Here is a 22,644-nt window from a genome sequence, read left to right as displayed (position 1 = left end):
AGTTTCCACACAGACTTCGCTGCGAATTTTCATCCGCGCGAGTGTGTCACGATTCCAAATAGGTGTCCGCCCAGTTCGATACCGCCCAGCGCGGGTTGTTGGCGACATTCCCCACCGTGTCCCTGACAACGCTGATGAAGCTCCATTCGGCGACATTGATCAGCGGCAGGTCGGCTGCGACCTTTTTCTGAAACTCCTTGTAAAGTTCCGTGCGCGCGGCGGGGTCGAGCGTCTCCGACGCCTTGGCGATGAGGGCGTCGAGTTCGTCGTTCTTGTAGCCGCCCTGGTTGGAGAACGGCACCCCGTCCGGGATGCCGCTCTGCACCAGGATGGTGGTCGAGATCGCCGGATCGCCGCGGAACACCGGCGGTCCGACCGCAAGGTCGAAGGCGTGGTCGGTGTAGACGGCCTTGATATGCGCGGCCGAGTCGTTGTTGACCAGCTGGGCGTCGATGCCGATGGCGGCGAGCGCCTGGCGCAGATAGTCGCCGAACTGCCTGGTCTCGTTGAAATAGGGCGCCGGCAGCAGCTTCAGCGAAAAGCGCTTGCCGTCGTCACCCTTGCTGTAGCCGGCTTCGTCGAGCAGGGCGTTGGCCTTGGCCACGTCGAAGGCATAAGTCGGCACATCGGCCGTATAGAACTGCGGATCGTTTTTCGGCACCGGGCCGGTGGCGGTGGCGGCATAGCCGAGGAACACCGTCTTGACGACGAAATCCTTGTCGATGGCGTGGGCGATCGCCTGGCGCACCTTCAGGTCGGCCAGCTCCTTGCGGCGATGATTGATCTCGACGACGAGCTGGTAGGTCAGCGCCTCATAACCCTTGGTGATCACCTTGAGGCCAGACACTTTGGAGATGCGGTCGAGATCGGCCAGCGGCACGGCGGAAAAGGCGGCGAGTTGGATCTCTTCGGCCTCGAGCGCACTTGCCGCCGAGGTGCGGTCGGGCAGCACCTGATAGATGATCTCGTCGAGGTAAGGCTGGTCCTTGCCCCAATAGACGCCATTCTTCTCCAGCCGGTAATATTCGCCTGGCTTGTGTTCGGCGAATTTGAACGGGCCGGTGCCGACCGGGGCGTTGTTGGCCGGGTTCTCCTCGATCTTTCCCGTCTCGTAGATGTGCTTCGGTACCACGCTGGTCAGCGCCGGCAAGGCGTTGCGGATCAGCTGGAATGGTGTCGGTTTGGCGAATTTGAAAACCGCCGTCAGTTCGTCCGGCGTGTCGACCGCCTCCAGATCCTTGAACACGGTGCGGCCGAGATTCTGCAGCGGCTTCCAGATCTGCAGCGCCGAGAACGCGACGTCGGCGGAGGTGAAGGGTTTGCCGTCATGCCATTTGACGCCCTCGCGCAATTTGAACGTTACCGACAAGCCGTCGGCGGCGCCCTCCCAGCTTGTCGCCAGGCGCGGGTCGAGCCCGTCCTTGCCGTCAAAGGACGCCTCGGCCAGTGGTTCCACGATCTTGCTCGAAATGAAGAAGACGCCGTTGGACGCGACGATCGCCGGGTTGAGGTTGCGCGGCTCGGAATCGGCGGCGACGACCAGCCGCCCGCCTTTCTTCGGCGTCTGTGCCCAGCCGATCGTCGGCAGCGCCGTCGAAGCCAGCAGCAGTGCCGAACCGGCAAGCACGCTGCGTCTGGAAATTGTGACCTCTGACATGATCGAACTCCGTCCCCTCTCAGCCACTCGGCCGGGTGGCCACTACCCTCGGACACCGGACGGCATCCTTGCAAGGGTGATTATGAGCCTTGCCGAGGGTTTCGCCAGAGACGGATTTGGCGCATCCTCACATGGCTTTGAAAATTTCGTCCGCTGGACCAGTTACAGGGAAGCGGTTCAAGCCGACCTTATCTGGTAGGACCAGACTTATCTCGGTAAGACCAGACTGAGAACTGCCGCGATCTGATCGTGCGGTCAGGGAATTCAGGGAGAGAGAGAAAGATGAACGTCGCCCCGGGTAAAAATGCCGTCAGCACCATCCCGTTCGATCATGCCAGGGTCGACCGGCTGATGGAGGAAGCCGGCATCGATGTGCTGCTCGCCACCTCCAAGCACAACACGCAATATTTGCTTGGCGGCTACAAGTTCATCTTCTTCGCCGCCATGGACGCGATCGGCCACAGCCGCTATCTGCCTGTTGTCGTCTACGAGAAGGGCGGACCGGACCACGCCGCCTATATCGGCAACCGCATGGAGGGCGCCGAGCACCAGAACAACCCGTTCTGGACGCCGACCTTGCACGCCGCCTGCTGGGGCACGCTCGACGCCGCCAATCTCGCGGTTGAGCACCTGACGAAAATCGGCAAGGGCAACGCCCGCATCGGCATCGAGCCGGCTTTCCTGCCGTCGGATGCCTACACGCTGATCCGCAAGGCGCTGCCGGATGCCAAGTTGATCGACGCGACCGACATGCTGGAGCGGATGCGGGCGATCAAGACCGATGCGGAGTTGGAGAAGCTGCGCATCGCCTCTGAACTGATCACCGATTCCATGCTGGCAACGATTGCCTGGGCGCGCGAAGGCACGACCAAGACCGAGATTATCGAGCAGCTGCGGCGCGAGGAGACCAATCGCGGCGCCCATTTCGAATATTGCCTATTGACGCTGGGCGCCAGCCACAACCGGGCCGGCTCGCCGCAGGCCTGGAAGAAGGGCGAGGTGATGTCGATCGATTCCGGCGGCAATTACCACGGCTATATCGGCGACCTCTGCCGCATGGGCATTTTGGGCGAGCCGGATGCCGAACTCGAGGATCTGTTGGCCGAAGTCGAGGCGGTGCAGCAGGCGGCCTTTTCCAAGGTCAGTGCCGGCACGCTGGGTGGTGACATGATTTCTCACGCAGAAGGCGTGCTGAAAGCGTCAAAGGTCGCGCCCTACACCGATTTCTTCGCCCACGGCATGGGGCTGATCACCCATGAGGCGCCGTTCCTGATGACCAACCATCCGGTGACCTATGAAGGCACCTATGCCGAAAAACCGCTGGAGAAAAACATGGTGCTCTCGATCGAGACGACGATGCTGCACCCGACGCGCGGCTTCATCAAGCTCGAGGACACGCTGGCGGTCACCGATAGCGGCTACGTCATGTTCGGCGATCGGGGCCGGGGCTGGAACCGGGGCGGGGTTTGACAGCACTGCAATGAAGGCGCTGCCCCCTCACCCGGATTGCCAACCGAATTGCAAAGGGCAATTCGGGACAATCCGACCTCTCCCTTCGGGGAGAGGAGATCGCCAGCGACGGCGTCTACCTCTTCTCCCCTCGGGGAGAAGGTGGCCGCGAAGCGGCCGGATGAGGGGGCAACTACAAATGCGATTAGCCCTGCCGCAAACAAGGAGGCGGGTGTGCAGAGATCACTTCTCGCCCGGTGGCAGCAGCCTGAAATCCGGCAGGTCGCGCAGCGCCAACTCCGGCCCGGCCGGCGAATAGACGACGAAAAGCTGCATCGGCGCATCGCCGGTGTTCAGTGTCGAGTGGAAGCGGCTTTCCGGCACATAGATGGTGCAGCCGGGGCCAACCTTCTCGACGACCGGATTGCCGTCCTCGTCCTCGACCATCTGCTCGCCATTGCCTGATATGACGAAGATGATCTCTTCCGCACCCGGATGATTGTGGCGCGTGTGGCCCTTGCCGGACGGAAGGTCGACGACGCCACCGGAAAAGCGCGTGGCGCCGTTCACTTCGGGAGCCACCGTCAACGACAGCTTGCCCCAGTCGAAGCCGAAGGCGCTGACATCCTTCGGGTAGACAAACACCTTGCTCTTGTCGGTCATCGTCTCATCCCTTCTTTTTCTTCGCGGTCGTCTTGGCACCGCTTTTTTTTGATTGCGCATCGGATTTTCCCAAAACCGGTTCCGAGTTTTGGGTCCGCTGCTCCAGCGAGACCGCCTTGAAATCGGCAGTCTGCCTGGCGATCGCCGCTTCCGCCGGCAGCCGCTCCATCGAGCTTGCCCCGTAAAAGCCGTGCAGGCCGTTGCAGCGTTCGAGGATGTAGCGGGCATCGTCCGGCATCGAGATCGGCCCGCCATGGCAAAGCAGGATGACATCCTTGCGCACGGCACGCGCCGCTTCAGCGATGGCGTCGATCTCGGTCACGCAGTCGTCGAGCGATTTGGCCGACGTCGCACCGATCGAGCCGCCGGTGGTCACCCCCATATGAGCGACGACGATGTCGGCGCCGGCCTTGGTCATGGCGCGCGCCTCATCGGGGTTGAACACATAGGGCGTGGTCAGCAGATCGAGTTCGTGTGCCGCGGCGATCATGTCGACCTCGAGCCCGAAGCCCATGCCGGTTTCCTCAAAACTCTGCCGCATCTGGCCGTCGAACAGGCCGATGGTCGGAAAGTTCTGCACGCCGGAAAAACCCATCGTCTTCAGCTCGGTCAGCAGCAGCGGCATGATGACGAAGGGATCGGTGCCGTTGACGCCGGCCAGCACGGGCGTCTTCTTCACCACCGGCAGCACCTCGTAGGCCATTTCCTTGACGATCTCGTTGGCGTTGCCATAGGCGAGCAGGCCGGCAGCCGAGCCGCGCCCGGCCATGCGGTAGCGGCCGGAATTGTAGATGATGATCAGGTCGATGCCGCCGGCCTCCTCGGCCTTGGCCGACAGCCCGGTGCCGGCGCCGCCGCCGACGATCGGCACGCCGCCGGCAATCATCTTGCGGAACTTTTCCAGGATCTTCTTGCGCGGTATGGCGGGCATGGCTTCGTCTCTCACTGTCTGGCGATGTCGAGAAAAGCCGCAACCGCAGCCTTGGCGAATTCGGGATCGTTGATGTGCAGCGGCAAGCGGATGACGCGACGTGTGTTATCCGGCATGATCGCGCGCTCGATGGCCTCGAAGAGTGCTGCATCGGCTTCAGGGTCGAAGAAAGCGCCGCCTTCGACGTCGAGCGCCGAGACACCCTTTTCGGGGATGAGGAACCGGACGGGTCCCTCGCAGAGGCTCAGTCTGGCGCCAATCCATTCGCCGATCCTGCGGCTTTCGTCAGGCGTCGTGCGCATCAGCGTCACGTTCGGATTGTGCTCGTAAAACAGCCGCCCGCTAAAGCGTTCCGGTATGGTCGACGGCGCCCAGAAATTCACCATGTCGAGCGCGCCGACCGAGCCGACATAGGGCAGTTTCGTGCGGGCGATCGCGCCGAAACGGTCTTCGGTTGCCGGCAGCACGCCGCCAAACAGGAGGTCGCAGACTTCTGTCGTCGTGATGTCGATGACGCCGGACAGCAAGCCGCTGTCGGCCAGCTTCTCCATGGTGCGGCCGCCGGTGCCGGTGGCGTGGAAGACCATGCAGTCATAGCTCGAACGAAGCTGCTCGGCGATCGAAGTCACGCACGGCGTGGTCACGCCGAACATGGTGAGCCCGATCGATGGTTTGCCGTCGGGCGGCGGCGCCGGTTTTGCAGCCATGCCTGCTATCGCGTGGGCGGCGTTGTGCAACACGACGCGAGACAGCCGGTTCAAGCCGGCCATGTCGGTCACCGACGGCATCATGACGATGTCGGAGACATCGACATAAGGCGCGGTGTCGCCCGAGGCGAGCGTCGAGACCATGATCTTGGGCAGGCCGAGCGGCAGCGCGCGCATGCCGGATGTGATGATCGAAGTGCCGCCACCGCCGCCGATGCCGATCATGCCTGATATATCGGTGCGCGACTGGACAAACCGGGTGAAGGCGATGGCCATTGCCGCGACCGCGGTGCCGCGGTCGTCGACGCCCAGCACGGCAGTGCTGCCACCGGGATGGTGGCCGGCGACCTCTTCGGCCGAGACATCGACCGGCACGGTCGCGTTGCGCGTTCCGACGTCGACGCGGGTGACAGCAGCACCGGTGGCGGCGACCGCATCAGCCAGAAAGGCGAGTTCCTCACCCTTGGTGTCGGCGGTGCCCACCACATAGACGCGCTTCATTGCGTTTCCCCGGTTCAAGGCGCACTCGGCGTAGTTGCCGGCCGCTCTTTTGCCCCGGCCGTTCGGCAGCGCGAAAGGCCATTGCAATTTTTTGAGACGTGCGTATCATATTGATATGAATGTCTCACGTCAACCAGTGACAGTGCCCGACGATGCCGGTTCTGCAGCGGCGCGCGGGCCGCGCGCCCGCACAAGGCGGTTGATGCTGGAGACGGCGACAAGGCTGATGCAGGCGGGCGCCACGCCCTCGGTCAGCGAGGTCGCCGAAGCGGCGGAAGTCTCCCGCGCCACCGCCTATCGGTACTTTCCAAGCCAGGCGGCGCTGGTGCATGCGGTGGTCGACGAAGGGCTGGGGCCGATCCTCACCTGGAAGTCGGCCTCGGCCGATCCCGAGCGCCGCGTCGTCGAACTGTTCGACACGGCCATGCCACGCATCGAAGCCTTCGAGGCGACGTTCAAGGCGGCGCTGAAGCTGTCGCTCGACCAGTGGGCGCGGCGGCAGGCCGGCACACTGGACGGCGAGCCGGCCTTCACGCGCGGCCATCGCATCGATCTGCTCAAGGACGCGATCGCACCGCTCAAGCACCGGCTGCCGCCACGCGAATTCAACCGCCTGGCACAGGCCCTGTCGCTGATCTTCGGCGTCGAAGTGCTGATCGTGCTGAAGGATATATGGGGACTGGACAGCCGCAAGATGATGTCGGTAGCGCAATGGGCAGCCGGCGCGCTGGTGCGGGCTGCAGTGATGGAATCTATGGCTGGAGGAAACAGACCTGCGCCGGCGACAGCTGCGGAATAGTATCGATCTGGTTCGACCAGATGGGGATGCCTACTACTGACAATAGTCGGCGTTTCGTAGCGCGAACAAGGGTCTTGCGTATCAACGAGTAGGAAAATTTAAGAAAAACAGACAGATGTTGCTGGAATCTGCTTGTCTGAGGCCCTGCCATCGTCCAAGAAAGAGCTTGACGTGCGTCCGAAATTGGTAATACCAGATCAGGACAATATAGCGGGTCGAAAGTGAGGGCTGCGATCCATTTCCGGTTGGGCGAGGAGGCTCGAAAACCGGAACGGCGCCATCACGGAAGGAACTACCAGGGCCGGCCTCGCCGCCGGCTCGGATGATACGGTAGAATGCGCACAAGGGAGGAAATCATCATGCGCAAGACAATGACCAGCATGCTTGCTGGTATCGGCTTAGTGCTCGCCTGCGGAACGTCTGTCTACGCGCAGGATAAGGAACTCACCATCTTCTGGGCTGAGTGGGATCCGGCGAACTATTTGCAGGAACTCGTCAACCTTTACGAGGCCGAGAGCGGCGTGAAGGTCACGGTCGAGACGACGCCGTGGGGGGATTTCCAGACCAAGGCGTTCACCGAATTCAACGCCAAGGGCAGCGCCTACGACATGGTCGTCGGCGATTCCCAGTGGATCGGCGCCGCCTCCGAGGCCGGTCACTATGTCGACCTCACTGACTTCTTCAACAAGCACAATCTGAAGGAAGTGATGGCGCCGGCGACGGTAAAATACTACGCCGAATATCCATCCAACTCCGGCAAATACTGGTCGATTCCGGCCGAGGGCGACGCGGTCGGTTGGTCCTATCGCAAGGACTGGTTCGAAGATCCGAAGGAGATGGAGGCCTTCAAAGCCAAGTACGGCTACGATCTCGGCGTGCCGAAGGACTGGAAGCAGCTGCGCGACATCGCCGAATTCTTCCACCGTCCCGACGAGAAGCGCTACGGCGTCGCCATCTATACCGATAACTCCTACGACGCTCTGGTGATGGGCGTCGAGAACGCCATCTTCTCCTTCGGCGGCGAGCTTGGCGACTATGCCACTTACAAGGTCGACGGGATCATCAACTCCGAGCAGAACGTCAAGGCGCTCGAGGCCTACAAGGAGCTCTATTCCTTCACCCCTCCTGGTTGGGCCAAGAGCTTCTTCATCGAGGACAACCAGGCGATCACCGAGAACCTGGCGGCGATGAGCATGAACTACTTCGCTTTCTTCCCGGCGCTCATCAACGAAGCCTCCAACCCGAATGCCAAGGCCACCGGCTTCTTCGCCAACCCTCCTGGACCGAACGGCGATCAGTTCGCCGCGCTCGGCGGCCAGGGCATCTCCGTCGTCTCCTATTCGCAGAATCAGGAAGAGGCGATGAAGTTCCTGGAATGGTTCATCAAGGACGAGACGCAGAAGAAATGGGCGGAACTCGGCGGTTACACGGCAAGTGCCAAAGTGCTCGAGTCGCCTGAATTCCAGAACGCCACGCCATACAACAAGGCCTTCTACGAAACCATGTTCAAGGTGAAGGACTTCTGGGCGACGCCGGAATATGCCGAGCTGCTCATCCAGATGAACCAACGCGTCTATCCCTACATCACCGGCAATCAGGGCACGGCCAAGGAAGTGCTCGATGCGCTCGCCGCGGATTGGAACGCGACGTTCAAGAAATACAACCGCGTGAAGTAAACGGCACTAACGCTCGGAGGGGGCGGGAGCCGCCCCTTCCGTTTTCTTTTCCGGACAAGGAAGGAACGGGCCTTGGCCACTGCAGTCATGACCACGCTGGATCCCAACTCGCGCTCCGCCGCCCGCGGCATGAGCGACCTTACGATCCGCAATCTCTTCATCATTCCGACGATCGTTTTCCTGATCGTCTTCAACATCTTTCCACTGCTCTATTCGCTTGGCTATTCGTTCACCGACTTTCGCGCGTCGAGCCCCGCGGCGGCCAATTTCGTCGGACTGCAGAATTACCGCGAGCTGCTCAACGACCCGTTCATCTGGTCGAATTTCGCCATCACCGCCAAATATGTCATCGTCTCCGTGGTCGGCCAGGTCATCGTCGGCTTCGGCGTGGCGTTGCTGCTCAACCGCGATATCCCGTTGAAGGGCCTGCTGACGACACTGCTGCTGTTGCCAATGATGCTGTCGATGGCTGTCGTCGGCCTGTTCTGGAAACTGCTCTACGATCCGTCCTTCGGCATCATCAACTATACGCTCGGCCTCGGCTCCTTCGAGTGGCTGTCCAACCCCGACATGGCGCTCTACGCGGTTGCCATCACCGACATCTGGATGTGGTCGCCCTTCGTCATGCTGCTGTCGCTTGCCGGCCTGTCTGCAGTGCCGAAGCACCTCTACGAGGCGGCCGCGATCGACCGCGCCGGGTCGTTCTATACCTTCTTTCGCATTACGCTGCCCCTGGTCGCGCCGATCCTGATGATCGCGATCATCTTTCGCACCATGGAGGCGTTCAAGACATTCGATCTCGCCTACATCCTGACCAGTCAGCCAACCACCGAGGTGATCTCGATCCGGCTCTACAAGATGGCGTTCCAGGAATGGCAGACCGGGCGCTCCTGCGCGCTCGCCTACATCGTGCTGATCATGATCCTGGCGATCACCAACATCTACGTCAAATACCTGAACAAGGTGAAGGAGCGCTAACATGGCCGCTGTCACCACCTCTGCCGAGCGTTCGCTCAACAAGCTCGCCATCGTCGGCGTGCTGATCGTCACGATCATCTTCCTGGCGCCGATCTACTGGATAGCCTCGACGGCGTTCAAGCCGCGCAACCTCGCCACCACCATCCCGCCGACGGTGGTCTTCCAGCCGGAGATATCGCCCTTCGTCAAGCTGTTCACCAAGCGCTCGCAACTGCGCACAGCGCCGACGCCGGAACAATACGCCGCCGCCCCGTGGTGGGAGCGGCTGGTGTTTGACGGCGGCGAGAAGGTGGTGCGCTCTGGCAGGGGCGAGGTGCAGTGGTCCGGCTATCCGAGCCGCTTCATGAATTCGCTGATCGTCGCCATCACCTCGACGATCCTCGCCGTCGGCATGGGCACCTTCACGGCTTACGGGTTCTCGCGCTTCAAGATAAAGGGGGAACAGGACCTGCTCTTCTTCATCCTGTCGACGCGCATGCTGCCACCGGTAGTGGTGGCGATCCCGATGTTCCTGATGTACCGGGTCGTCGGCCTCAACGACACGCATTGGGGCCTGATCATCCTCTACACCGCCTTCAACCTCAGCTTCTCGGTCTGGCTGATGAAGGGGTTCATGGACGAAATTCCGAAGGAGTACGAGGAGGCGGCGCTCGTCGACGGTTATACGCGCATGGAGGCCTTCTTCAAGATCGTGCTGCCGGAGGCGGCCACCGGCATCGCCGCCACCGCCGTATTCTGCTTCATCACCGCGTGGAACGAATATGCCTTCGCGCTGATCATGACCAACCGGCGTGCCCAGACGGCGCCGCCGTTCATTCCCAGCCAGGTCGGTTCCGGCCTGCCCGACTGGACGGTCATCGCCGCCGGCACCTTCCTGTTCCTGCTGCCGGTCGCCATCTTCACCTTCCTGTTGCGCAAGCACCTCCTGCGCGGCATGTCCTTCGGAGCGATCCGCAAATGATCCGCCATGCTACAATCCAGCGCACGGCCGAGATCGTGATGGTGCTCGGCATCATCGCGCTCTGCCAGCCGTGGAACCACTTCCTGCACCGCTACGGGCTGACGATCATCATCGTCGGGCTGCTGACGTTCATGATCACCGGCTGGGTCGGTCCAAGGCAGGAGCCGAAGGCGACCGGCGCACCGGAAAAAGAAGGTCACGCATGACCCAGATCGAGCTTCGTGGCGTCCAGAAATTCTTCGGCGCCGTCCAGGTCATCAAGGACCTCAACCTCAAGATCGACGACAACGAGTTCATCGTGCTGCTCGGCCAGTCGGGCTGCGGCAAGACGACGACGCTTCGGGCAATCGCCGGGCTGGAGACGATCGACGGCGGCGATGTCCTCATCGACGGCAAGCCGGTCCAGCATCTCAAGGCTGCCGACCGCGACATCGCCATGGTTTTCCAGTCGTTCTCGCTCTATCCGCATATGAGCGTCTACGAGAACATCGCTTTTCCGTTGCGCGCCATGCGCAAGAGCAAGGCGGAGATCGACGGCGAGGTGCGCTCGGTCGCCAAAGTGCTGCAGATCAACGATCTGCTCGGCAAGAAGCCGTCGGCGTTGTCGGGCGGCGACATGCAGCGGGTGGCAATCGGCCGGGCGCTGGTGCGGCGGCCGAAGGCGATGCTGATGGACGAGCCGATCGGCGCGCTCGACGCGAAGCTGCGCGAGGAGATGCGCGCGGAGATCAAGCGGCTGCACATCAAGCAGGGCTCGACCACCATCTACGTCACCCACGACCAGATCGAGGCGATGAGCCTTGCAGACCGCATCGTCATCATGCATGAGGGCGTTCTGCAACAGGTGGGCAGCCCATCGGAAGTGTATAAGCACCCGGCCAATCTGTTCGTCGCGCAATTCGTTGGCTCGCCGGTGATGAACGTTGCCAACGCAGCGGTGACGATGAACGGCTCGGGCGCCAGGGTCACCGTCGACGGGGCCGCCGAAGGTTTCGTTTTCCCGGCCGAACTGGTCGGCCAGCTCGACGCCGCGAACGTCGGGCAGGACCGCCTCGCGCTCGGCATCCGCCCTGAAGGCGTGATGGTCTCGCGCGACCCGGCGGACGGTTATCTGCCGGTCGAGGCGCACATCATCGAACCGCTTGGCTCCTACGACATCGTCGACCTCAAGGTCGGGGCACAGATGCTGCGCGCCCGGACCCGTTCCGGTTTCGTCGGCAAGCCGGGGGTCCAGGTCTTCGCCAGGCTCGACCCGGCGCAGGCGCATTTCTTCGACACGACAAGCGGCAATTCGCTGGGGGTGAGACTCTGATGGCCCATATCCAGCTCAAGAACATCTCGAAGGCATTCGGCAATCACACCGCATTGACCGGGCTCAATCTCGATATTGCCGATGGCGAGTTCTTCGTGCTGCTCGGCGAGACCGGCGCCGGCAAGACGACGACGCTGCGCATGGTTGCCGGCCTGGAAAAGCCAGACGAGGGGCAGATATTCATCGACGGCGCTGATGTCGCTGACTGGGGCGCGGCCGAGCGCGACGTGGCGCTGGTGCTGCAGCAATACTCGCTTTACCCGCGCTACACGGTGCGCGAGAATCTCGAATTCCCGCTGAAGCCCAAAATCCGCCGCATCGAGCCCGATGAGATCAAGACGCGCGTCGATCGCGTTGCCAAGACGTTGCGTATCGAGCATCTGCTCGACCGCAAGACGGATCGCCTCTCCGGCGGTGAGATGCAGCGCGTCTCGATTGGTCGCGCCATCGTCAGGAAGCCGCGCGTATTCCTGATGGATGAGCCGCTGTCGGCGCTCGATGCCAAGTTGCGCGAGGCGCTGCGCACCGAACTCAAGAACATCCAAATGAACCTTGGCCAGACCTTCCTGTTCGTCACGCACGATCAAATCGAGGCGATGTCGATGGGCGACAAGGTTGGCGTGCTCAACCATGGCCGCATCGTCCAGACCGGCACGCCCTATGAGATCTATAACAATCCGCGCGACACCTATGTGGCGAGCTTCGTCGGCTCGCCGCCGATGAACCTCATCGACGGCAAGCTCGTCAACGGCCGCGCGGTGATGGCACCGCTGAATTTCGAACTGCCTTTTGCAGGGGGGGCCAGGACGAGCGGCGAGACCGACGGTCGCCCGCTCGTCTTCGGTATTCGTCCCGAGGATCTATATCTCGAGAGCGGGGCGCCGGTGGAAGCGCGCGTCCACGATGTCGAGAACCATGGCGTCGAAAAGATCCTGACGCTGCGGGTCGGCGACGCCATGTTGCGGGCCACGGTGCCAGCCAGAACCGATGTCGAGATCGAGCAGCCGGTGCGCTTTGCCTGGGATCCGGACAAGGTGGTGCTGTTCGACAAGGGTACCGGGATAAGCCTTCGTCACGCAGGCTAAGCCGCGTCGCGCCAAAATGCGCGTCTGTTGGGCGGGAGGATGCCAGGCGGCTTGAAGCCTGTGGCCAGGTTTAGCCGGTCTCAGCCTGTTCCTCGGCCCGGAAATGGCTGGGAGCCGATCCGATGACGCGCTTGAACGCCCGACTGAACGACGCGTCGGATTCATAACCCAGGCGTGCGGCGACGACGGAAATCTTCAACCGGTCGCGGACCAGCCATTGCCGTGCCTGGTGCATTCTGACCTGGGTGACATATTTGGCCGGCGTTTCGCCGACGATTGTCGCGAAGCGTTCGGCGAAGCCTGATCGCGAGGCGCCCATCATCCTGGCCAGCGTTTCCACCGTCCAGTCGCGGTCCGGTTCGAGGTGGATCGCGGCCAGCACGCGGCCGATCTCGCGATCCCTCACCGCCGCAATCCATCCGGACGAGTCGCCGCAGCCGCGCTCGACCCATGAGCGGATGACGGTGGCGGCCAGCACATCGGCCAGCCGTGCCAGAATGCCGCCGGAGCCGACACGCTCCATCGTCACCTCGCGTGCCATGGCCTCCAATAAATGCGGGATGGCCGGTTCATAGGCTTCCAACTCGTGCGCGCGCATGACGTCCGGCATCATGCCGAGCAATGGGTGCAAACCGTCGAGATTGAAATACATGCTGCCGAAAAACAGCAGCGTCCCCGGCCGACAGCCTTCGTTGGACAGGCAGTAAACGCCCTTGCAGACCTCTCCGACCTCGTAACCCTGGATCGGCGAAGCCTCGGTGCCCGGCTCGCTCGCCAGGACGTGTGCGGCGCCGCGCGGCAGTAGCACCGCGTCGCCCGCCTTGAGCTCGACCCATTCGCCGGACGGCTGCAGCAACCAGCATCCTGTGCGGCCGATGAAGTGAAACCGCGCCGCCGTCTGGGCCGGAAACTGGAGGCCCCAGGGCTCCTGCATTTCACAACGGCCATATTCGACGCCGTCGAGCCGTAACCCGCGCAATATGTCTGTCAGCGGATCGCCGGTGACCGGAACTTTGGACGAATGGTCAAGCATGATGGTGTTTCTAGCATGGAAACTCCAGGCGGTCACTCCCTATGTTGCACTGCAGCCAAATGTTGCGCCGCAACCAGATCGGAGATCCCATCATGACCGAACCCGCGACAGGCGTCATGTCAGCCGTTCTCGATCCGGCGGAAACCGATGAACGAGCCGAGCCGGCGTGGGGGGCGGTCGTATCCCTCGCGCTCGGTGTGTTTGGGCTGGTGACCGCGGAATTCCTGCCTGCCAGCCTGCTGACGCCGCTGGCGCAGGATCTCGGTGTGACCGAAGGCACTGCCGGCCAGGCGGTGACGGCAACCGCCGTTGTCGGCGCGATAGCCGCTCCGACCATGGCCATCGTCACCAAACGGCTGGACCGCAGGCTCGTCATGTGGGGACTGACCGTGCTGCTGATCCTGTCGAACCTGTTGGCGGCGTTTGCGTCCTCGCTTCCCGTCCTTCTGATCGCCCGCATCATGCTCGGGATCAGCCTCGGCGGCTTCTGGTCGATGTCGGCGGCCATGGCGATGCGGCTTGTCCCGATGCGGCTGATGCCGCGCGCCATGTCGATCATCCTCACCGGCGTTTCGGTGGCGACCGTCTGTGCGGCCCCGGTCGGTGCCTATGTCGGCGACATCTGGGGATGGCGAACGGCGTTCATGATCGCGGCTGTTGTCGGCGCCCTGGCGCTGCTCGTGCAGATCGCCACCCTTCCGAAGCTGCCGCCGGCGGGCGTGGCAAGCTTTCGGACCTTGCTGGAGGTAATAAAGCGGCCGATGATCAGGGTTGCGCTTCTGGTGGTCCTGCTGGTCGCCTCGGGACATTTTGCCGGCTTCACCTATGTCCGCCCGTTTCTCGAGAAGGTGCCCGCGCTGGACATCGAGACGATCTCGCTTGTGCTGCTCGCCTACGGCATCGGTGGCTTCTTCGGCAATTTTGCCGGCGGCTTCATGGCCGAACGCAGCCTCAAGACCGCGGTGGGCCTGGCGCCGCTGCTGATTGCAGTCGCAGCACTTCTGCTGCTGACCGTCGGCGCCTCGCCCGCGGTGGCGGCGATCGCGGTGGCCGCCTGGGGTTTTGCCTTTGGCGCGGTGCCGGTCGGGCTGCAGACCTGGCTGGTGCGAGCCGCTCCCGACCAGGTTGAAAGCGCTGGCGGGCTGATGGTCGCCACGTTCCAGGTGGCGATCGCACTGGGCGCCGTTTTCGGCGGCCTGCTGGTCGACAATGCCGGCGTTGCCAGCGCGTTCGCCTATTGCGGGATCGCGACGTTGCTGGCGGCCTTGGCGGCGTTCCTGCTCGGCCCGAGGAGCGCAACCTAAGCCATCCGTAGGTGCGTCCCACCTAGGACGCCTCCAAGAACTGGCCCGAATATCGGTTATGGTTTTCGGGCCGTGACGATTGCGGTGACAAAACGGCCCAGACTGTCTTCGACGTAGGATGCAACTTCGGCCTTCGGGTCGAAGCTCCACCAAAGCAGCGAGCCTTGCCAGTGCGATGCCATCAGCAGGCCGATGTCCAACGGCGTGTCGACGACAGAGGCAAAGCAAGAGTCGAGGATGTTGCACAGGGATGCCTTCCACGACGCCCCCCGCGCGCGAAGCACCGGATCGCGCAGATCTTCGCGCAGGACGAGCAGGCCCTCGGCATAGGATTCGATGCCGCCATAGTCACGCGACAGCGCCACCAGCAACTCGATCGCGCCAGCAGGGGTTCTCGGCGTCGCGTCTGCGAGCTTTGTCGTCTTCGCGTCCAGCCTGTCCCATGCCTGCAGCAAGGTTCTTTGCCTGAGCGTGGCCTTGTTCTTGAAACGCTGCACCAGGGTCGAGCCGGAGAGCCCGCAAGTTTGGGACAGCCGTTCAAATGTGAGTGCCTCCGGGCCATGCCTGTGGATCAGCCGGTGCGCCGCTTCCAGCACGTCCTCGTCGGATTGCGTTTTTTGCCGAGGCATCTTGACATCCATTTATAACCGAATGATCATTTATATACCTTAACATTGAAGAAGGCCAGCATTGGTTGGTCAGAGCATTGGTTGGTTAGAGTCTGGGGAGGTTCAATGACGCTTCAGGGAAAAGTCGCTTTGGTCGCTGGCGCCACGCGCGGTGCGGGGAGAGGTATTGCTGTCGAACTGGGTGCCGTGGGCGCGACGGTCTACGTCACCGGGCGGACGACACGCGCGCATCAGTCCGAATACGCCCGACCGGAAACGATCGAAGAAACGGCGGAGCTTGTTTCAGCGCAAGGCGGCCATGGCATCGCTGTGCAAGTCGACCATCTGGTTGCCGAAGACGTGCGCAAGCTGGTCGACCGGATACGTGCCGAGCAGGGCCGCCTCGATGTGCTGGTCAACGACATTTGGGGCGGCGAGAAACTGTTCGAATGGAACAAGCCGGTCTGGGAACATGATCTCACCAATGGTTTGCGCATGTTGCGGCTGGGCATCGACACGCATCTGATCACCGCGCATTACGCGCTGCAGCTTCTGATCGAGCGCCCGGGCGGCCTGCTGGTCGAAGTCACCGACGGCACCGCGGAGTATAATGCCGAGCATTATCGGCTCTCACCGTTCTATGACCTCGCCAAAGTGTCGGTGACCCGTATGGCCTGGGCCTATGCCAAGGACCTCGCCGCGCACGGCGCCACCTCGATTTCGCTGACACCCGGCTGGCTGCGTTCGGAAATGATGTTGGAAGCTTTCGGGGTGACCGAGGACAACTGGCGTGATGCGACAGCAAAAGTGCCGCATTTCGTCATTTCCGAGACCCCGCGCTTTATCGGGCGCGCAGTGGCGGCGCTTGCGGCGGACCCGGACCGTTCGCGCTGGAACGGACAGTCGCTGTCGAGTGGCGGGCTGGCGCAGGTCTACGGCTTTACCGATCTCGACGGCTCGCGGCCTGACGCGTGGCGCTACGTTCCCGAGGTTCAGGACGCCGGCAAACCAGCGGATGCGACTGGCTATCGCTAGAAGCCATCGACGTCAGTGTGCTGGGCTGTTCGGGCAACAATAAAAAAGTAGACTGTGCCATGCAATCAGCCCGCGACCGCCTCGAAGCCGTCCTTTCGCGTCTCACCGTCCGCGCCGACAATGAAAGCGTATTCGTAAAACTCTATCCGGAAGCCGCACGAGCAGCAGCCGACGCCGCCGATGCCAGGCGCAGAGCCGGCGTGACGCTCGGGCCGCTCGACGGAACAATTCTGTCGATCAAGGACCTGTTCGATGTCGCCGGCGAGCCGACCACGGCCGGTTCGTTGTTGCTCAGCACCGCAGCGCCGGCGCTGCGGGATGCCGTCATCGTGCGGCGGCTGCGGCAAGCGGGCGCGGTGATCTTCGGCAAGACCAACATGACCGAATTCGCCTTCACCGCGATCGGCGTCAACCCGCATTACGGCACGCCCGGCAATGCGACCGACACCGGCCGGATCGCGGGCGGCTCTTCCTCCGGCGCCGGTGTTTCCGTTGCCGAAGGCACAAGCGAGATATCGATCGGCTCCGACACCGGCGGCTCGGTGCGTATTCCGGCGGCGCTGAACGGTGTCGTCGGCTTCAAGCCGACGGCGCGGCGCGTGTCCCGCGATGGCGTTTTCCCGCTGTCCGACACGCTCGACTCTATCGGCCCGCTTGCGCGCACCGTCGCCGAATGTGCGGCAGCCGACGCGGTAATGGCGGGCGAAGAGTTCGCGACTCTTGTTCCGCTTCCGCTTGCCGGGCTGCGCATCGGCTTTCCCTACGGCGTGCTCTTCGAAGATACCGAAGAAGATATCGCGGCGGCGTTCGAGCGATGTGCTCGCAAGCTGGAACTCGCCGGTGCACGCCTCGCCGATCTGTCCATCGATGACCTCCTTGCCGATTTGCGCGCTGTAACCAGGCGGGCCTCGATCGCGGCAATGGAGGGCGCCGCGGTCCATGCAGATTGGCTGGCGACAGGTCCGACGACGCCGGTCGATCCGCGGGTGAGCGAGCCGTTGTCGCGCGCCGCCGCCGTTCCGGCCACGGCCTATATAAGGGCAATCCGCCGCCGCACGGCGCTTGTCGCCGCCATGGACCAGCGGCTGGCGTCTGTCGATGTGTTGGCCCTGCCGACCACGCCGGTCACCGCGCCGACCATCGTGTCGATGACCAGCGACGAAGCTCTGTGTGAGCGCACGGAAGGCCTTCTGCTACGCAACACGCAGGTCGCCAACCAGTTCGACCTCTGCGCGATCTCGCTGCCGATGCCGGGAATGGCGCGCCCGGCCGGGCTGATGCTGGTGGCGCGCCACGGCGACGACCACCGTCTGCTGCGCATCGCGGCGGAAGTCGAGGCACTGCTTGGCCGTTGAAGATGTGAACCTCAATGCGACGAACAGTGGCCCCTTTCGCTGTCCCTGGACGCGCGTTCGATACCGGTCGCGACCAGCCATGGCAGAGTGTATTGCTTGCCGTTGAGGGTCTGGGTTCGGTTCTCGATGGAGCCAACAACGACGACCTTGCCGGCGTAGAGCTTGTCCGAAAGATCAGGTGCCTTGTCCTGCGGCGGCAGTTCCTCGATGTCGATCGACACGCCCTGGATGATCTTGCCCGTGGCAAGGTCGAGCGCGCTGTTCGACGGACAGGGCGCCATCACGCACCGCAGGCCGTTGTCGCAATAGACGTAATTGCTGTCGGCTGCGGCGACCGAGGGCAGGACGCAGATCGAAACGAGCAGCGGGGTGCGGCGAAAAACGAGCATGGGGTGCAGCGTCGTGCAGAAATTGGGCGATACGGCGGTAGCGTTACGCGTCGGCCGGGAACCGCCGCCGGTAATGCTCGACGACTTCGGGATTGCGCAGATTGATCGGCAATTTGTTGGCCAGCACCAGCAAGGTTTCATCAGCCGAACCGACGCCCATGCGCATCATCGACTGCTCGGTAATGCCGGCCATGTGCGGCGTGACAATGACATTGTCGAAGCCGAAATAGGGGTGATCTGAAGGCAGCGGCTGCGTCGCAAAGACATCGAGCGCGGCACCGCCGATACGGTCCTTCTGCAGGGCTTCGATCAGCGCCTCGTCGTCGATCACCGGCCCGCGCGAAATATTGATCAGCAGCGCGTGCGGCTTCATTCGACCGATGCGCTCGCGGTTGATCAGGCCGCGCGTCTCCGCTGTCAGCGGGCAGCACAGAACGATGATGTCGCTCTGTTCGACCAGCGCATCGATCGACAGGAACCCGACCCTGTCCGGCGCCGGCCTCATGCTGCGCGTCGTCGCTACCACGTTCAGCTCGAAACCATGCGCCGCGATATGGCCGACTGCCTGTCCGATGGCGCCGAGGCCGACAATGCCGATCGTCTTGCCGGCGAGCTCGCTGGCGAGAATGGTGTGGTCGCGGCCGGCCAGCCAGCCCTTCGCCCGCAAGTCGCGGTCGACCACGCGGAACCGCCGCAGCAGTGCCAGCGCCGCGAACATCACGTATTCGGCGACCGAGCGCGCATTGACCGCCGGCACGTTTGCCACCAGCACGCCAGCCGCCGTGGCGGCTTCCATGGGAACCATGTCGAGCCCGGCGCCGTGGCGGATTGCCGCCCGGAGCTTCGTCGCCCCTTCGAAAAGCGCTGCCGGCAGCGGCGCGCGAACGATGATGATATCGGCGTCCCTCGCCTCAGTCGCTAGCGTGTCGGCATCGAGGGCGGAGGCGACAACGAGTTCGCCGGCGCCAGAAAGCATGGCGGAGGCGCGCGGGTGCAGCGTGTGTGTCGTCAGGATTTTAGGCATATCAGACCGCCTCGAGCGCTGGACCGTGAGGTTCTGCCCCACCGCCCTCGATCAGGCCTTTCCAGTAGCTTTCCGCGCCTTGCAGATGGGCGCTCATCAGCGCCTGGGCGAGGTTGCCGTCGCGGCGCAGCAGCGCCTCGTAGATCTGGATGTGCTCGGCATGCGAACGCACGTTGCGTTCGGGATCGTTGAAGTAGATCGGCAGGCGTTGCTCGCCCATCAAGTAATAGAGGCTGCATATATTGTGAAAAACGCTGTTCTTGGTTGCCCGCACGATCTCGAGGTGGAATTCGCGGTCCTCCTTGGCGAGACCCTCGCCCGCCGCAATGCGGTCTTCCGAAGCCTTCAGGATTTCGCGCAGCCGCTCGAAATTTTCCTCGGTGGCGCGCGAGCAGGCAAGCTCGGCAGCCTTGATCTCGTGGATCTTGCGCAACTCGACGGTCTCGTAGATCTGGATCGGATCGAGCGGCAGGCCGGCCTTGGCAAAAAGCGCCATCGCTTCGACACTGGCCTGCTTGGTGTCGATGTAGATGCCGGACTTGGCTCGGCGCTCGACGATGCGCATGGCTTCAAGGATGGCCAGCGCCTCCCGGATCTGGCCGCGGCTGACGGCGAAATGCTCCGCCAGTTCTCGCTCCGACGGCGTTCGGCCGGTCGCCTTGTCGGAGTGCGAGAACAGATAGGCGGCGAGTTCCGCGAGAAGGTTCTTTTCTTTCATGATCAGCCGCGTAGCGCGTGCGCCTCCAGGAAACGTTCCGAAAGGGTGAATCCCAGTCCAGGCTTCTCGGGGATCGCTATCATGCCGTCCTTTGCTTCGACAGTCTCCTCGATCAGATCGTGGATCATCGGATTGGCGCCGAGCGAATATTCGACGGTAAAGCTGGCCGGCGAAGCAGCGCAGACATGCAGCCCGGCAAAGAAGCAAGGCGCGCCGGCCCACAGATGCGGCGCGAAGCGCAGATTGAAGGCGCTGGCGATGGTGCCGATCTTCATTGCCTCGCTGATGCCGCCGCAGAAGGCCGGGTCAGGCTGGAAGATGTCGGCAGCCTTGAGCGTGGCGAGGTCGCGGAACGCATAGCGCGTCGCTTCGCTTTCGCCGGTGGCGATTGGGATGAAGCCGGACGCCCGCACTTCGGCCATCCCAGGCTTGTCGTCGGCGATGACCGGCTCCTCGAACCAGGCCAGATCGAGATCGCCGGCGAGATGGATGAAGCGTTTGGCTTCCGCCACCGTATAGGTGCCGTGCGCATCGACCATCAGGTCGACGTCGGGGCCGAGCGCCTGTCTTGCGGCGCGGACGCGGGCGGCGGAATTGTGCGGAGCGCCGTCCATCGCGCCGATCCGCATCTTCAGCGCCTTGAAGCCGCCCTTGGCGATATAGGATTTCAACTGCTCGCCGATTGCCTCGGTGGAGGCCCAGCCGCCGGAAGCATAGGCCGGCATGCGGTCAAGCTTGCGGCCGCCGAGCAGCCGCCAGACCGGAAGCCCCAACGACTTGCCCAGAATATCCCACAATGCGATATCGACGGCGCTGATCGCGGCGATGCTGATGCCGCGCCGCGCCAATTGCGGCATGGCGTGGCCGTTTTGCGCGGCGCTGTCGTGGCGCACGCCATTGTAGAGCATCTCCCAGATCACCCCGATGTCGGCCGGATCGCAGCCGATCAGCTGCGGGCCGACCTCGTGGTTCAGCATGTGGACGAGAGCGCCATAGCTGCCCGTGCTGCCGGCGGCATTCTTGCCTTCGCCCCAGCCGACCAGCCCATCGGCGGTCTCGATACGCAGGATTGCGGCGTCGAACGTCGTCACCTGACCGAAGTCGCTGCGGTGCTGCCGCGCGGCTTCGATCGGTATGCGGACCCACCAGGCTTGGACCGTCTTGATGCGCATGTTCATCCTCTGCCTTGCCGCCGTTAGGGGCCGCCGCCGTTAGGGGCCGCCGTCGGAAAGGCTCGTTTCCAGAGATCGATTACTTGATCAGCGGCAGCAGCGTTTCGGCGGTGATGCGCATCTGGTCGGTGTAGAATTTTTCCGTGAGCACGCTGGAACCGTGGTCCTGGATGAATTTGAGCTGCTCCGGCGAGATGTCGACCGGGTTGCGTTCGACCATGTCGGGATAGGGAGCAGCCGGCGTGCGGTCGACAGGGGCGACGAACTCGTTGGTCAACGCGCCGTCGTAACCGACTTCATTCAGGGTGCCGACGATCTTCGGCCAGTCGATCTGTCCGAGACCGGCGGCGAAGCGGTTGTTGTCAGCGACGTGGAAATCGAACAGGCGGTTTCCGACCTGCCGGATGGCATCGTAGACGTTGAACTCCTCCATATGGAGGTGATAGGCGTCAAGGCAGACACCGCATTCGGGGCTGACCGCATCGGCCAGCGCCAGCGCCTGGGCGCCGCGGTTGAACAGGTAGGTCTCGAAGCGGTTGAGCGGCTCGACCGCGATCTTGACGCCCACTTTCTTGGCATGGGTAAAGCATTCCCTGGTGGCGTCGACCACCCATTCCCATTCTTCTTCCTCGGTGCCGTCCGGCACCACCTTGCCGACCGTGGCGGGAACGAGCGTGATGATCTCGCCGTCGAGTTCGCTGATCATCGTCAGCACGTCCTTGACATACTGCACCGAGCGCTCGCGCTGGCCCTGGTCCCTGGCGGCGAGATTGCGCTCGCCCAGCATCAGCGTCACCGCCCCCCAGCAGCGAATGCCGTGCTCCTTCAGGAGGGCACGTGTCTCATTGATCTTGTACTGCGCGGGCTCGCCGGAAATCTCGATCGACTCATAGCCGAATTTCTTGATGCGCTTGAGCGTCGTCTCCAGCGGTTCCGCCCGCATCCAGTTGTGCGTCGAAAGATGCATGGCCTGTCCTTCCCAGAATTCGCCTGTAACAATTCGCCTGCGACGCACCCCAGATTGCGTTGCATGGTTCCTCCCCAAGGCGCTCCAGCATTCGTCGTAACTGGTTCGACCAATTGGGCGTGAAAAGAGGTCTACAGCAATTTCATCTGGACGGCAAGAAATCCTGCAAGGCAGCCCCGGCCCATGATTATTTATTTGATTAGACTGGCATATTTGCCCGTTTCCCGGCAATTTGCGCAGCGCTGCTTGTGCGCGGCAGCGCTTGACCAAATGAGCATATTTGGTAATACCAGAATGGCGGCGCGCACTAGCGCCTGTCG

22 protein-coding genes are annotated in these 22,644 nt (G+C 62.8%); 11 read left to right on the top strand and 11 right to left on the bottom strand.

The window, feature by feature from the left end:
- Positions 1-46: 46 nt before the first annotated feature.
- Complete coding sequence (locus AC0L18_RS16785) at positions 47-1,657, bottom strand: ABC transporter substrate-binding protein (RefSeq protein ID WP_473493357.1); 1,611 nt, start codon at positions 1,655-1,657, stop codon at positions 47-49.
- Positions 1,658-1,939: 282 nt separating this feature from the next.
- On the opposite strand from AC0L18_RS16785, the gene AC0L18_RS16780 reads away from it, so the two are divergent.
- The gene (locus tag AC0L18_RS16780) at positions 1,940-3,127 is read left to right on the top strand and encodes a M24 family metallopeptidase (protein ID WP_473493356.1); all 1,188 of its coding nucleotides are present in this window, start codon (positions 1,940-1,942) and stop codon (positions 3,125-3,127) included.
- Between the two features lie 222 nt (positions 3,128-3,349).
- Here the strand turns inward: AC0L18_RS16780 and AC0L18_RS16775 are convergent, their stop codons facing one another.
- Genes AC0L18_RS16775 through AC0L18_RS16765 form a run of 3 tightly spaced genes read right to left on the bottom strand, consistent with a single transcriptional unit; the run spans position 3,350 to position 5,908 of the window.
- Positions 3,350-3,769 carry a cupin domain-containing protein gene (locus AC0L18_RS16775; protein ID WP_473493355.1) on the bottom strand — a complete coding sequence of 140 codons (420 nt, stop codon included), beginning with the start codon at positions 3,767-3,769 and terminating at the stop codon, positions 3,350-3,352.
- A 4-nt stretch (positions 3,770-3,773) separates the two neighbouring features.
- A complete protein-coding gene (locus tag AC0L18_RS16770; protein ID WP_473493354.1) occupies positions 3,774-4,700 on the bottom strand; it encodes a phosphoenolpyruvate hydrolase family protein in 927 nt (308 codons plus the stop codon).
- A gap of 11 nt (positions 4,701-4,711) precedes the next feature.
- Positions 4,712-5,908 carry a Tm-1-like ATP-binding domain-containing protein gene (locus AC0L18_RS16765; RefSeq protein ID WP_473493353.1) on the bottom strand — a complete coding sequence of 399 codons (1,197 nt, stop codon included), beginning with the start codon at positions 5,906-5,908 and terminating at the stop codon, positions 4,712-4,714.
- A gap of 115 nt (positions 5,909-6,023) precedes the next feature.
- Here AC0L18_RS16765 and AC0L18_RS16760 point away from each other — a divergent pair, with 115 nt between their 5' ends.
- From AC0L18_RS16760 to AC0L18_RS16730, 7 genes are all read left to right on the top strand, one after another.
- Positions 6,024-6,707 (top strand): TetR/AcrR family transcriptional regulator, encoded by a 684-nt coding sequence (locus AC0L18_RS16760; protein WP_473493352.1) that lies wholly within the window; start codon positions 6,024-6,026, stop codon positions 6,705-6,707.
- A gap of 359 nt (positions 6,708-7,066) precedes the next feature.
- On the top strand, positions 7,067-8,383 hold the full coding sequence (locus AC0L18_RS16755; protein ID WP_091595650.1) for an extracellular solute-binding protein: 1,317 nt from the start codon (positions 7,067-7,069) through the stop codon (positions 8,381-8,383).
- A gap of 72 nt (positions 8,384-8,455) precedes the next feature.
- Positions 8,456-9,361 (top strand): carbohydrate ABC transporter permease, encoded by a 906-nt coding sequence (locus AC0L18_RS16750; protein WP_027153143.1) that lies wholly within the window; start codon positions 8,456-8,458, stop codon positions 9,359-9,361.
- 1 nt (position 9,362) lies between these two features.
- A complete protein-coding gene (locus AC0L18_RS16745) occupies positions 9,363-10,322 on the top strand; it encodes a carbohydrate ABC transporter permease (RefSeq protein WP_473493351.1) in 960 nt (319 codons plus the stop codon).
- Positions 10,319-10,528, top strand: coding sequence for a hypothetical protein (locus AC0L18_RS16740; protein ID WP_473493350.1), 210 nt, complete (start codon positions 10,319-10,321; stop codon positions 10,526-10,528). Before AC0L18_RS16745 ends, AC0L18_RS16740 begins: the two co-directional genes overlap by 4 nt.
- Entirely contained in the window at positions 10,525-11,634 is a 1,110-nt protein-coding gene (locus AC0L18_RS16735; RefSeq protein ID WP_287121493.1) for an ABC transporter ATP-binding protein, read from the top strand. The genes AC0L18_RS16740 and AC0L18_RS16735 overlap by 4 nt, the downstream gene beginning before the upstream one ends.
- Positions 11,634-12,719 carry an ABC transporter ATP-binding protein gene (locus AC0L18_RS16730; RefSeq protein WP_473493349.1) on the top strand — a complete coding sequence of 362 codons (1,086 nt, stop codon included), beginning with the start codon at positions 11,634-11,636 and terminating at the stop codon, positions 12,717-12,719. Before AC0L18_RS16735 ends, AC0L18_RS16730 begins: the two co-directional genes overlap by 1 nt.
- Positions 12,720-12,789: 70 nt before the next feature.
- Here AC0L18_RS16730 and AC0L18_RS16725 read toward each other — a convergent pair whose 3' ends face one another.
- Positions 12,790-13,752 carry an AraC family transcriptional regulator gene (locus AC0L18_RS16725; RefSeq protein WP_473493348.1) on the bottom strand — a complete coding sequence of 321 codons (963 nt, stop codon included), beginning with the start codon at positions 13,750-13,752 and terminating at the stop codon, positions 12,790-12,792.
- A 92-nt stretch (positions 13,753-13,844) separates the two neighbouring features.
- On the opposite strand from AC0L18_RS16725, the gene AC0L18_RS16720 reads away from it, so the two are divergent.
- The gene (locus AC0L18_RS16720) at positions 13,845-15,056 is read left to right on the top strand and encodes an MFS transporter (protein ID WP_473493347.1); all 1,212 of its coding nucleotides are present in this window, start codon (positions 13,845-13,847) and stop codon (positions 15,054-15,056) included.
- 56 nt (positions 15,057-15,112) lie between these two features.
- Here AC0L18_RS16720 and AC0L18_RS16715 read toward each other — a convergent pair whose 3' ends face one another.
- Positions 15,113-15,685, bottom strand: coding sequence for a TetR/AcrR family transcriptional regulator (locus AC0L18_RS16715; RefSeq protein WP_473493346.1), 573 nt, complete (start codon positions 15,683-15,685; stop codon positions 15,113-15,115).
- Positions 15,686-15,790: 105 nt separating this feature from the next.
- Between AC0L18_RS16715 and AC0L18_RS16710 the strand changes: the two genes are divergently transcribed.
- Both AC0L18_RS16710 and AC0L18_RS16705 read left to right on the top strand, forming a co-directional pair.
- The gene (locus tag AC0L18_RS16710) at positions 15,791-16,699 is read left to right on the top strand and encodes an SDR family oxidoreductase (protein ID WP_473493345.1); all 909 of its coding nucleotides are present in this window, start codon (positions 15,791-15,793) and stop codon (positions 16,697-16,699) included.
- A 59-nt stretch (positions 16,700-16,758) separates the two neighbouring features.
- Positions 16,759-18,054 carry an amidase gene (locus AC0L18_RS16705; RefSeq protein ID WP_473493344.1) on the top strand — a complete coding sequence of 432 codons (1,296 nt, stop codon included), beginning with the start codon at positions 16,759-16,761 and terminating at the stop codon, positions 18,052-18,054.
- 11 nt (positions 18,055-18,065) lie between these two features.
- Here AC0L18_RS16705 and AC0L18_RS16700 read toward each other — a convergent pair whose 3' ends face one another.
- The 5 genes from AC0L18_RS16700 to AC0L18_RS16680 all read right to left on the bottom strand — a co-directional run bounded on the left by AC0L18_RS16700 (position 18,066) and on the right by AC0L18_RS16680 (position 22,324).
- Complete coding sequence (locus AC0L18_RS16700) at positions 18,066-18,443, bottom strand: hypothetical protein (RefSeq protein ID WP_473493343.1); 378 nt, start codon at positions 18,441-18,443, stop codon at positions 18,066-18,068.
- Between the two features lie 43 nt (positions 18,444-18,486).
- The gene (locus tag AC0L18_RS16695) at positions 18,487-19,467 is read right to left on the bottom strand and encodes a hydroxyacid dehydrogenase (protein ID WP_473493342.1); all 981 of its coding nucleotides are present in this window, start codon (positions 19,465-19,467) and stop codon (positions 18,487-18,489) included.
- A 1-nt stretch (position 19,468) separates the two neighbouring features.
- Positions 19,469-20,185 carry a FadR/GntR family transcriptional regulator gene (locus AC0L18_RS16690; RefSeq protein WP_473493341.1) on the bottom strand — a complete coding sequence of 239 codons (717 nt, stop codon included), beginning with the start codon at positions 20,183-20,185 and terminating at the stop codon, positions 19,469-19,471.
- 2 nt (positions 20,186-20,187) lie between these two features.
- The gene (locus tag AC0L18_RS16685; RefSeq protein ID WP_473493340.1) at positions 20,188-21,357 is read right to left on the bottom strand and encodes a mandelate racemase/muconate lactonizing enzyme family protein; all 1,170 of its coding nucleotides are present in this window, start codon (positions 21,355-21,357) and stop codon (positions 20,188-20,190) included.
- A 79-nt stretch (positions 21,358-21,436) separates the two neighbouring features.
- A complete protein-coding gene (locus AC0L18_RS16680; protein ID WP_473493339.1) occupies positions 21,437-22,324 on the bottom strand; it encodes a sugar phosphate isomerase/epimerase family protein in 888 nt (295 codons plus the stop codon).
- Positions 22,325-22,644 lie beyond the last annotated feature (320 nt).

Source organism: Mesorhizobium sp. WSM4819 (assembly GCF_055811215.1).
This window is presented reverse-complemented; position numbering and strand designations above follow the sequence as displayed.

What these genes read in the sequence shown, in the direction of transcription:
- AC0L18_RS16785 (WP_473493357.1), bottom strand. Translation starts at nt 1,657, where the DNA reads ATGTCAGAGGTCACAATTTCCAGACGCAGCGTGCTTGCCGGTTCGGCA.
- AC0L18_RS16780 (WP_473493356.1), top strand. Translation starts at nt 1,940, where the DNA reads ATGAACGTCGCCCCGGGTAAAAATGCCGTCAGCACCATCCCGTTCGAT.
- AC0L18_RS16775 (WP_473493355.1), bottom strand. Translation starts at nt 3,769, where the DNA reads ATGACCGACAAGAGCAAGGTGTTTGTCTACCCGAAGGATGTCAGCGCC.
- AC0L18_RS16770 (WP_473493354.1), bottom strand. Translation starts at nt 4,700, where the DNA reads ATGCCCGCCATACCGCGCAAGAAGATCCTGGAAAAGTTCCGCAAGATG.
- AC0L18_RS16765 (WP_473493353.1), bottom strand. Translation starts at nt 5,908, where the DNA reads ATGAAGCGCGTCTATGTGGTGGGCACCGCCGACACCAAGGGTGAGGAA.
- AC0L18_RS16760 (WP_473493352.1), top strand. Translation starts at nt 6,024, where the DNA reads ATGAATGTCTCACGTCAACCAGTGACAGTGCCCGACGATGCCGGTTCT.
- AC0L18_RS16755 (WP_091595650.1), top strand. Translation starts at nt 7,067, where the DNA reads ATGCGCAAGACAATGACCAGCATGCTTGCTGGTATCGGCTTAGTGCTC.
- AC0L18_RS16745 (WP_473493351.1), top strand. Translation starts at nt 9,363, where the DNA reads ATGGCCGCTGTCACCACCTCTGCCGAGCGTTCGCTCAACAAGCTCGCC.
- AC0L18_RS16740 (WP_473493350.1), top strand. Translation starts at nt 10,319, where the DNA reads ATGATCCGCCATGCTACAATCCAGCGCACGGCCGAGATCGTGATGGTG.
- AC0L18_RS16735 (WP_287121493.1), top strand. Translation starts at nt 10,525, where the DNA reads ATGACCCAGATCGAGCTTCGTGGCGTCCAGAAATTCTTCGGCGCCGTC.
- AC0L18_RS16730 (WP_473493349.1), top strand. Translation starts at nt 11,634, where the DNA reads ATGGCCCATATCCAGCTCAAGAACATCTCGAAGGCATTCGGCAATCAC.
- AC0L18_RS16725 (WP_473493348.1), bottom strand. Translation starts at nt 13,752, where the DNA reads ATGCTTGACCATTCGTCCAAAGTTCCGGTCACCGGCGATCCGCTGACA.
- AC0L18_RS16720 (WP_473493347.1), top strand. Translation starts at nt 13,845, where the DNA reads ATGACCGAACCCGCGACAGGCGTCATGTCAGCCGTTCTCGATCCGGCG.
- AC0L18_RS16715 (WP_473493346.1), bottom strand. Translation starts at nt 15,685, where the DNA reads ATGCCTCGGCAAAAAACGCAATCCGACGAGGACGTGCTGGAAGCGGCG.
- AC0L18_RS16710 (WP_473493345.1), top strand. Translation starts at nt 15,791, where the DNA reads ATGACGCTTCAGGGAAAAGTCGCTTTGGTCGCTGGCGCCACGCGCGGT.
- AC0L18_RS16705 (WP_473493344.1), top strand. Translation starts at nt 16,759, where the DNA reads ATGCAATCAGCCCGCGACCGCCTCGAAGCCGTCCTTTCGCGTCTCACC.
- AC0L18_RS16700 (WP_473493343.1), bottom strand. Translation starts at nt 18,443, where the DNA reads ATGCTCGTTTTTCGCCGCACCCCGCTGCTCGTTTCGATCTGCGTCCTG.
- AC0L18_RS16695 (WP_473493342.1), bottom strand. Translation starts at nt 19,467, where the DNA reads ATGCCTAAAATCCTGACGACACACACGCTGCACCCGCGCGCCTCCGCC.
- AC0L18_RS16690 (WP_473493341.1), bottom strand. Translation starts at nt 20,185, where the DNA reads ATGAAAGAAAAGAACCTTCTCGCGGAACTCGCCGCCTATCTGTTCTCG.
- AC0L18_RS16685 (WP_473493340.1), bottom strand. Translation starts at nt 21,357, where the DNA reads ATGCGCATCAAGACGGTCCAAGCCTGGTGGGTCCGCATACCGATCGAA.
- AC0L18_RS16680 (WP_473493339.1), bottom strand. Translation starts at nt 22,324, where the DNA reads ATGCATCTTTCGACGCACAACTGGATGCGGGCGGAACCGCTGGAGACG.